9 protein-coding genes are annotated in these 9229 nt (G+C 74.1%); 6 read left to right on the top strand and 3 right to left on the bottom strand.

Translation table 11 applies throughout. The features are described 5' to 3' along the window. Positions 1-40: 40 nt before the first annotated feature. From ACFW1I_RS37055 to ACFW1I_RS37045, 3 genes are all read right to left on the bottom strand, one after another. Positions 41-304: an antitoxin gene (locus ACFW1I_RS37055; RefSeq protein WP_384678302.1), complete on the bottom strand. Its 264-nt coding sequence runs from the start codon at positions 302-304 to the stop codon at positions 41-43. Between the two features lie 28 nt (positions 305-332). Beyond that, positions 333-749, bottom strand: a complete 417-nt coding sequence (locus ACFW1I_RS37050; RefSeq protein ID WP_384678300.1) for a hypothetical protein — start codon at positions 747-749, stop codon at positions 333-335. 122 nt (positions 750-871) lie between these two features. After that, positions 872-952, bottom strand: a complete 81-nt coding sequence (locus ACFW1I_RS37045) for a hypothetical protein (RefSeq protein WP_384678305.1) — start codon at positions 950-952, stop codon at positions 872-874. Here ACFW1I_RS37045 and miaA point away from each other — a divergent pair. The 6 genes from miaA to hflX all read left to right on the top strand — a co-directional run bounded on the left by miaA (position 921) and on the right by hflX (position 9185). Then, the gene (miaA, locus tag ACFW1I_RS37040; RefSeq protein ID WP_384678298.1) at positions 921-1859 is read left to right on the top strand and encodes a tRNA (adenosine(37)-N6)-dimethylallyltransferase MiaA; all 939 of its coding nucleotides are present in this window, start codon (positions 921-923) and stop codon (positions 1857-1859) included. The two genes, ACFW1I_RS37045 and miaA, sit on opposite strands and share 32 nt — an antisense overlap. Before the next feature lie 108 nt (positions 1860-1967). Next, entirely contained in the window at positions 1968-2420 is a 453-nt protein-coding gene (locus ACFW1I_RS37035; protein WP_031014138.1) for a hypothetical protein, read from the top strand. Positions 2421-2624: 204 nt separating this feature from the next. Continuing rightward, a complete protein-coding gene (gene dapF / locus ACFW1I_RS37030; RefSeq protein ID WP_384678296.1) occupies positions 2625-3500 on the top strand; it encodes a diaminopimelate epimerase in 876 nt (291 codons plus the stop codon). A gap of 195 nt (positions 3501-3695) precedes the next feature. Further along, positions 3696-5855, top strand: coding sequence for a RelA/SpoT family protein (locus ACFW1I_RS37025; protein ID WP_384678294.1), 2160 nt, complete (start codon positions 3696-3698; stop codon positions 5853-5855). Positions 5856-6017: 162 nt separating this feature from the next. Continuing rightward, entirely contained in the window at positions 6018-7547 is a 1530-nt protein-coding gene (locus ACFW1I_RS37020) for a M1 family metallopeptidase (protein ID WP_384678292.1), read from the top strand. Positions 7548-7691: 144 nt separating this feature from the next. Continuing rightward, positions 7692-9185: a GTPase HflX gene (gene hflX, locus ACFW1I_RS37015; RefSeq protein ID WP_384678290.1), complete on the top strand. Its 1494-nt coding sequence runs from the start codon at positions 7692-7694 to the stop codon at positions 9183-9185. Positions 9186-9229 lie beyond the last annotated feature (44 nt).

Genomic DNA, 9229 nt, shown 5'->3' with positions numbered 1-9229 from the left:
GAGGACGTCCTCCGCGGCCACCGCCCGTTCCGCGCGTGACTCAGACGGCCGGAGGCGGAGGCGGAGGCGTGCCGTCGCCGCCGGGCGTGCCGTCGTCCTTGCGCCCGATCCGGTCGATGGCGTCCTTGGCCTTGCCGGTACCGGACTGGATCTTGTCGCTGTACTTGCCCTTGGTCTTCTCGTCGACCATCTTCGCGGCCTTGTCCAGGCCGTGGTCGATCTTGTCCCCGTGCTGCTGCGCGAGGTCGGCGACCTTGTGCTTGGCCGGGCCCAGCTTGGCCTTCAGTGAATCCAGGAGACCCATGCGGCACCTCTCCGTGTCCGTGTCCTGCCTACCTGCGGGCGCCCTCGCCGGTCTCGCTGTCCGCGTCCGTGGCGGCGGCCGTGTCCGCGTCGGCCGCGGTGTCGGCCGACTGCTGCCGCGGGATCTCCACGACCTCCACGACCACCGCGACGGCCCCGGCCTCCTCCGGAGCGTCCTCCGCGGACTCCACCGGGGTGGACGACACCGCCTCGGAACCGGTCGCGTCGGCGTCGGCCGGCTCGGCGGGTGCCTTCGGCGCGGACCGCGCCGGGGCGGTCACTCCCGCCACCGGCACCCGCGTCACCGGCCCGTCCACCTCGACGGTCTCCGCCGCGTCGGACTCCTCCGGCACACCGGTCCCGGTGGCCACGGCCTCCGCGGAGACCTCGGCCACGTCCTCCGCCGTGCCCTTCCTCTTCCGGCGAAACATAGCGAAAACGCCCATATTCATTCCTCAGCCTACTCGTCGGGGGGTGCCGCGCGGGGGAGCGGCGGCCGGAACACGGCCGGAACACCACGGAACGCCGGCCGGAACCACGTCCGGGCAACGAGTCCCCCACCCCCCTGTCACGTCGCTCGTTCGGGGACCCATCCCGAGGTTTGCGAGACTGGGACGGTGAGAAGCGCAGCTCCCGCACCGCGGGTCATCGCCGTCGTCGGCCCCACGGCGGCCGGAAAGTCCGATCTGGGAGTCTTCCTGGCCCAGCAGCTCGGCGGCGAGGTCGTCAACGCCGACTCGATGCAGCTGTACCGCGGGATGGACATCGGGACCGCCAAACTGACGCCGGAGGAGCGCGGCGGGATCCCGCACCACCTCCTCGACATCTGGGACGTCACCGAGGCCGCCAGTGTCGCCGAGTACCAGCGGCTCGCCCGCGCCGAGATCGACCGGCTGCTCGCCGAGGGCCGCACCCCCGTCCTCGTCGGCGGCTCCGGCCTGTACGTGCGCGGCGCCGTGGACGCCCTGGAGTTCCCCGGCACCGACCCCGAGGTCCGGGCCCGCCTGGAGGCCGAGCTCGACGAGCGCGGCTCCGGCGTCCTGCACGCCCGGCTGGCCGCCGCCGACCCCGAGGCGGCCCGCGCGATCCTCCCCAGCAACGGACGCCGGATCGTCCGCGCCCTGGAGGTCATCGAGATCACCGGCAAGCCCTTCACCGCCAACCTCCCCGGTCACGAGTCCGTCTACGACACCGTCCAGATCGGCGTCGACGTGGCCCGCCCCGAACTCGACGAGCGGATCACCACGCGCGTGGACCGCATGTGGGAGGCCGGGCTCGTCGACGAGGTCCGCGCCCTGGAGGCGCTCGGGCTGCGCGAGGGGCGCACGGCTTCCCGCGCGCTCGGCTACCAGCAGGTGCTCGCGGCGCTCGCGGGGGAGTGCACCGAGGACGAGGCGCGCGCCGAGACCGTCCGCGCCACCAAGCGCTTCGCCCGCCGCCAGGACTCCTGGTTCCGCCGCGACCCGCGGGTCCACTGGCTCAGCGGAGCCGCCGATCACCGCGGGGAACTCCCGGCGGAGGCGCTGTCGTTGGTCGAACGAGCGGTTACAGCCTGATCACGTGATGGCATCGGGACGCCCTGCCCGTCATTTCGGCGGTCGGGAGCGTGCCATCATCGAGCATCGATCGACCAAGTGGAGTCCGAGTTGGGAGGGCGCGTGGCGATGGAGGCCGGCCCTCGCGACAGAGAACAGCACGAGTCGGTGCCCGGGGCTGCCCCGGGGCTGACGCCCGACGGGCCCGACGACGCCGAGGGCTCCGCGGTCGAGGTCGACGCGGGCGAGGTGGAGGTCGAGCTGCGCCCGCGGCGCCTGCTGAGGATCTGGCAGCTCGCCCCGATCGTGGGGCTCGCCGCCGTCGGCTCCCTGATGTTCGCCTTCCCGCTGGCCTTCGGCTCCGGCGACGGCGGCGCCGTCGTCGCCATGCTCGGGCTGCTCATCAGCTTCTGCGCCGCCGGCTGGGGCATGATGGCCGCCCGCAAGGTCGGCTACACCTGGCCCGGGCTGCCGAAGCGCGGCTCCGGCGAGCGGCCGGACTGGCGGGTCCTCGCCCTGTACGTCACCACCATCGCGGCCCTCGTCGCGCTCGCGGTCTGGCGGGTCGCCCGGCTCCGCTGAGCCCCGCTCGCGGCGCCGTCGGAGGGGCACCTTCCGGGCTCTCGCCGGACTGCAATCGGACTGCCCGTCGGAGTGCCATCGGGCTGTCACCGGGCTCGCGCCGGACTGTCACCGGGCTCGCGCCGGGCTGTCTCGGGGCCCGCTCCGGGCCCGCCCTGTGGACAACCGGAACGGCTGTCCGGGCGGCGCCGTACAGTTGATCTCGTGACCAGCACGCAGACCACCCCGCTCCGCTATTTCAAGGGCCACGGCACCGAGAACGACTTCGTGATCGTCCCCGACGCGGAGAACGAGATCGACCTGCCCCCCGCCCTCGTCGCCCGGCTCTGCGACCGCCGCGCCGGCCTCGGCGGCGACGGCGTGCTGCACGTCGTGCGCAGCGCCGCCCACCCCGACGCCCGCGCCATGGCCGGCGAGGCCGAGTGGTTCATGGACTACCGGAACGCCGACGGCACGGTCGCCGAGATGTGCGGCAACGGGGTCCGGGTCTTCGCCCGCTACCTGGAGCACGCCGGCCACGTCACCGCCGGCGAGGTCGCCGTCGCCACCCGCGGCGGGATCAAGCGCGTCCACCTCGACAAGGACGGCTCCGTCACCGTCTCCATGGGCCGCGCCGTCCTCTCCGACGAGGGCGTCACGGTCGCCGTCGACGGACGCAGCTGGCCCGCGCGGAACGTGAACATGGGCAATCCGCACGCGGTCGCGTTCGTCGAGGACCTCGCGCACGCGGGCAACCTGTACGACGAGCCGCCGTACGAGCCCGCCTCCGTCTACCCGGACGGGGTCAACATCGAGTTCGTCGCCGACCGGGGCCCCCGCCACGTCGCCATGCGGGTCCACGAGCGCGGCGCCGCCGAGACCCGCTCCTGCGGCACCGGCGCCTGCGCCGTCGCCGTCGCCACCGCCCGCCGTGACGGCGCGGACCCGGCCGAGACCGGCGCCCCCGTCACGTACACCGTCGACGTCCTCGGCGGCACCCTCGTCATCACCGAGCACCCCGACGGGGAGATCGAGATGACCGGGCCGGCCGTCATCGTCGCCGAGGGCACCCTGGAGCCCTCCTGGCTCACCCAGGGCTGAGCCGCCCCCTCCCGGGGCCCCGCCGGGCGGCGTAATCGAAACAGTCAACGACTCTCGTGTCGCTCGAATGGGTGATCCGATTCACGCTGGGCGAGAGCGCGACTGCACCACGTGGTGGGGTCGGTAGCATCAAGCACCGGCCCCCCGGGCTCTCCTCGCCCGTCCACCGCCGGTCGACGTCGCCGGAGGTGCCCCATGAGCGCAGAGGCCACGAACCCCGTGAGCGCGGCCGAGGCCGCAGCCACCGACACGGGCGTCCGCAGGCGCGGACGCGCCCGGCTGGATCTGCGGAGGCTCGGCCGGGCCGCCCTGCTCGGCGCCACCGCGGGCCCCACCCCGCGCGACCGGCTGCCCGACGCCATCGGCCACGTCGCCGAGGCGCACCGGGCCCACCATCCCGAGGCCGACCTGTCGGTGCTGCGCCGGGCGTACGTGCTCGCCGAGTCCTCGCACCGGGGACAGTTCCGCAAGAGCGGCGAGCCGTACATCACCCACCCGCTCGCCGTCACCCTGATCCTCGCCGAACTCGGCGCGGAGACCGTCACCCTGACCGCCTCGCTCCTCCACGACACCGTCGAGGACACCGAAGTGACGCTCGATCAGGTACGCCGCGAGTTCGGCGACGAGGTCGCGTACCTCGTCGACGGCGTCACCAAGGTGGAGAAGATCGACTACGGGGCCGCCGCCGAGCCCGAGACCTTCCGCAAGATGCTCGTCGCCACCGGCAACGACGTCCGGGTCATGTCGATCAAACTCGCCGACCGGCTCCACAACATGCGCACCCTCGGCGTGATGCGGCCCGAGAAACAGGCCCGCATCGCCAAGGTCACCCGGGACGTCCTCATCCCCCTCGCCGAACGGCTCGGCGTCCAGGCCCTCAAGACCGAACTGGAGGACCTGGTCTTCGCCATCCTCCACCCCGAGGAGTACGAGACCACCCGCGCGCTCATCGCCGACGCCACCGGCTCCGGCTCGCCGGACGCGCTCGCCGCCGTCGCCGAACAGGTCGGCGCCGTCCTCCGCGAGGCGGACATCGCCGCCGAAGTCCTCGTCCGCCCGCGCCACTTCGTCTCCGTCCACCGCGTCCGCCTCAAGCGCGGCGACCTGCGCGGCTGCGACTTCGGGCGGCTCCTCGTCCTCGTCGCCGAGGACGCCCACGGCGACGCCGGCCGCGGCGACCTGCACACCGGCGTGACCCCCCAGGTCTCGGAGTTCAAGGAAGTGATAGCGGGCCCCCCGGTGATCCACTACCAGTCGCTGCACACCGCGATCGCCGCCCCCGACGGAGGCGTCGCCGAGGTCCTCATCCGCACCCACCGCATGCACAAGGTCGCCGAGGCCGGGGTCGTCGCCCTCGGCAGCCCGCACGGCACCGCCCCCGACCCGGCCGCCCCCGGCCCGGCCGACCCCGCCGCGGGCCCCGAGCCCGCCGAGGACGGCGAGCGCACCGACCCCACCCGGCCCGGCTGGCTCGCCCGCCTCCTCGACTGGCAGGAGTCCGCCCCCGACCCCGACACCTTCTGGAGCTCGCTCCGCGCCGACCTCGCCGAGGACCACGAGATCACCGTCTTCCGGGCCGACGGCGGCACGCTCGGGCTGCCCGCCGGCTCCAGCTGCGTCGACGCCGCCTACGCCCAGCACGGCGAGGCCGCCCACGCCTGCCTCGGCGCCCGGGTCAACGGCCGGCTCACCCCCCTGAGCACCGTCCTCTCCGACGGCGACACCGTGCAGCTGCTCCTCGCCCAGGACGCCGGCTCCGGGCCCTCCCCGGCCTGGCTGGACCACGCCCGCACCCCCGCCGCCCGGATCGCCATCACCGGCTGGCTCCAGGCCCACCCGGAGGCCGCCCACCAGCCCGCCGCCGCCCCCCGCCCGCCGCTGAGCGTCGCCGCCGACCGCAGCTCCCGCGCGGAGCTCCACGCCGACCTCGACGGCGGTCCGCCGGCCCCGGTCCGCCCGGCCGGCTGCTGCACCCCCGTACCGCCCGACACGATCACCGGCTTCCGGGTCCGGGGCGGCTCCGTCACCGCCCACCGCACCGGCTGTCCCGCCGTCGACGTCATGCGGCGGCTCGGCCGGGCCGCCGTCCCCGTCCGGTGGGGCGAGGCCGCCCACTGCCGGGTCACCCTGGTCGCCGAATCGTTCGGCCGGCCCGGCCTGCTCGCCGACCTCACCGAGGCCATCGCCACCGCCGGCGCCGAGGTCGTCTCCGCCACCGTCGAGCCGCCGAGTGAGCAGCGGGTCCGCCACACGTACACCCTCCAGCTCGCCGACGCCGCCGAACTCCCGAACCTCATGCGGGCCATGCGCGACGTCCCCGGCGTGTACGACGTGGGTCGCACCCACCGGCTCTAGACGGGGCACCCACCGGCTCTGGGCCGACCACCGGCTCTGGACGGGGCGACGGGGGCCTCAGGGGGGCGGGGGAGGGGCGAGGGCACGCGCGCGTGACTCCTTCGGGTGGCGGGTGCGCGCGTCGGCGCGAGGCGCGGGGCGGGGCACTGGTAGCCCTGGCCCATGCCGCTCACTTCCCGGCCCCTCCGCCCGGCCCCCACCACCGACGCCACCCCGCCCGTCGGCGCCCCCGCGCGGGCCGCCCGCCGGCCCTGGCTGCGGGCCGCCGTCCTCGTCGCCGCCTCCGCCGGTCTGATCGCCGCCGCGCTGCCCGCCCCGGCCCCGCTCGGCATCGGCGACCCGCTCTTCCCCCACCTCGGCAACCCCGGCTACGACGTCCTCGCCTACGACATCGCCCTCACCTACTCCGGGGTGAACACCGAGCCGCTCACCGCCGTCACCCGCGTCGACGCCCTCGCCACCGCCGACCTCGACCGGCTCCACCTCGACTTCACCCACGGCACGGTCTCCGCCGTCACCGTCGACGACCTGCCCGCCGCGTACGAGACCAGCGGCGAGGACCTCGTCGTCACCCCCGCCGTCCCGATCGACGCCGGCGAACCCGTCACCGTCACCGTCCACCACACCAGCGACCCGCGCGGCCCCGCCGAGAACGGCGGCTGGGTCCGCACCTCCGACGGCCTCGCCATGGCCAACCAGGCCGACGCCGCCCACCGCGTCTTCCCCTCCAACGACCACCCCTCCGACAAGGCCGCCTTCACCTTCCGGATCACCGCCCCGAGCGAGCTGACCGCCGTCGCCAACGGCCTGCCCGCCGGCCGCACCGACCACGGCGCCACCACCACCTGGACCTACCGCCACCGCCACCCCATGGCCACCGAACTCGCCCAGGTCTCCATCGGCCGCTCCACCGTCTTGCACCGCACCGGCCCGCACGGCCTGCCCGTCCGGGACGTGGTCCGCACCCAGGACCGTGAGACGCTGGAGCCCTGGCTGCGCCGCACCCCCGGCCACCTGGAGTGGATGGAGCGCAAGGTCGGCCCGTACCCCTTCGAGACCTACGGCGTGCTGGTCGCCGACGCCACCACCGGCTTCGAGCTGGAGACCCAGACCCTCTCCCTCTTCGAACGGCGGCTCTTCACCGACCCCCGCTTCCCCGAGTGGTACGTGGACGCGGTCATGGTCCACGAACTCGCCCACCACTGGTTCGGCGACAGCGTCTCCCCGCGCGCCTGGTCCGACCTGTGGCTCAACGAGGGCCACGCCAGCTGGTACGAGGCGCTGTACGCCGACGAGACGGCCGGCAAGTCCCTGGAGAAGCGCATGAAGGCCGCGTACGCCGCCTCCGACGGCTGGCGCGCCGCCGGGGGACCGCCCGCGGCCCCCCGCCCGCCCGCCCCCGGCGCCAAGATCAGCCTCTTCCGGCCCGTCGTGTACGACGGCAGCGCGCTCGTCCTCTACGCCCTCCGGCACGAGATCGGCAGCGACGCCTTCGACCGCCTGCAGCGGCGCTGGGTCGCCGAGCACCGGGACGGCGTCGCCTCGACCGCCGACTTCACGGCCCTCGCCGAAGAGGTCTCCGGACGCGAGCTCGACGCCTTCTTCACCGCCTGGCTGCACGGGGAGAAGACCCCGCCCATGCCCGGACACCCGGACTGGCGCAGCCTCCCGCCGGCGGACGCGAAGAGCTGAGGAAACCCGGGTGACGGGCGCCCGGCGGCCGTGTCACCATTTTCTGGTCGGCGACGCGGCCGGCCGGCGGATCCCGCGAGGGAATCTTCCGGAGCCGCCGCACGTTGTACCCGACACCATCGTTCCAACCGACGTAAGGATCCAATGACCTCCTCTTCTTCCCCTTCCCAGGACGAGCAGAGCTTCGCGCAGTCGCGCCGCACCGAGAGCCTTCGGGCCGATGCCCTGATGGAAGAGGACGTCGCCTGGAGCCACGAGATCGACGGAGAGCGGGACGGCGAGCAGTTCGACCGCTCCGAGCGCGCGGCCCTGCGCCGTGTCGTCGGCCTCTCCACCGAGCTCGAGGACGTCACCGAGGTCGAGTACCGACAGCTGCGCCTGGAGCGCGTCGTGCTCGTCGGCGTCTGGACCTCGGGGACCGTGCAGGACGCCGAGAACTCCCTCGCGGAGCTCGCGGCCCTCGCCGAGACGGCGGGCGCCCTCGTCCTCGACGGCGTGATCCAGCGCCGCGACAAGCCCGACCCGGCCACCTTCATCGGTTCCGGCAAGGCCCAGGAGCTGCGGGACATCGTCGTCGAGACCGGCGCCGACACCGTCGTCTGCGACGGCGAACTCAGCCCCGGCCAGCTCATCGCCCTCGAAGACGTCGTCAAGGTCAAGGTGGTCGACCGGACCGCCCTGATCCTCGACATCTTCGCCCAGCACGCCAAGTCCCGAGAGGGCAAGGCACAGGTCGCCCTCGCGCAGATGCAGTACATGCTGCCGCGGCTGCGCGGCTGGGGTCAGTCGCTCTCCCGGCAGATGGGTGGCGGTGGCGGTGGCGGCATGGCCACCCGTGGTCCCGGTGAGACCAAGATCGAGACCGACCGGCGCCGCATCCGCGAGAAGATGGCGAAGATGCGCCGGGAGATCGCGGAGATGAAGACCGGCCGCGACATCAAGCGGCAGGAGCGGCGCCGCAACAAGGTGCCGTCGGTCGCCATCGCCGGCTACACCAACGCCGGCAAGTCGTCCCTGCTCAACCGCCTCACGGGCGCCGGCGTCCTGGTGGAGAACGCGCTGTTCGCCACCCTCGACCCGACCGTCCGCCGGGCCGAGACGCCGTCCGGCCGGGTCTACACCCTGGCCGACACCGTCGGCTTCGTCCGGCACCTGCCGCACCACCTGGTCGAGGCGTTCCGCTCCACCATGGAGGAGGTCGCCGACGCCGACCTCATCCTGCACGTGGTGGACGGCTCGCACCCCGCCCCGGAGGAGCAGCTGGCCGCCGTGCGCGAGGTCTTCCGCGACGTCGGCGCGGTCGACGTGCCGGAGATCGTGATCGTCAACAAGGCCGACGCGGCCGACCCGCTGGTCCTCCAGCGACTGCTCCGCGTCGAGAAGCACTCCATGGCCGTCTCCGCCCGCTCGGGCGCGGGCATCGAGGAGCTGCTCGCCCTGATCGACCGCGAGCTGCCCCGTCCGGAGGTGGAGATCGAGGTCCTCCTGCCCTACACGCAGGGCGGTCTCGTCTCCCGCGTCCACGCCGAGGGCGAGATGCTCTCCGAGGAGCACACCCCGGAGGGCACCCTGGTCAAGGCCCGGGTGCACGAGGAGCTGGCGGCGGCGCTCGCGCCGTACGTCCCCGCCGCGCACTGAGCACGACCCGTACGAGGGCGCCGGCCCCCTCCCGCGATCGGGAG

This window comes from Streptomyces sp. NPDC058955, assembly GCF_042741435.1.
Taxonomy (GTDB): Bacteria; Actinomycetota; Actinomycetes; order Streptomycetales; family Streptomycetaceae; genus Streptomyces.
Note: the sequence above shows the minus strand (reverse complement) of the source record. Positions and strands in the feature narration are given on the sequence as shown.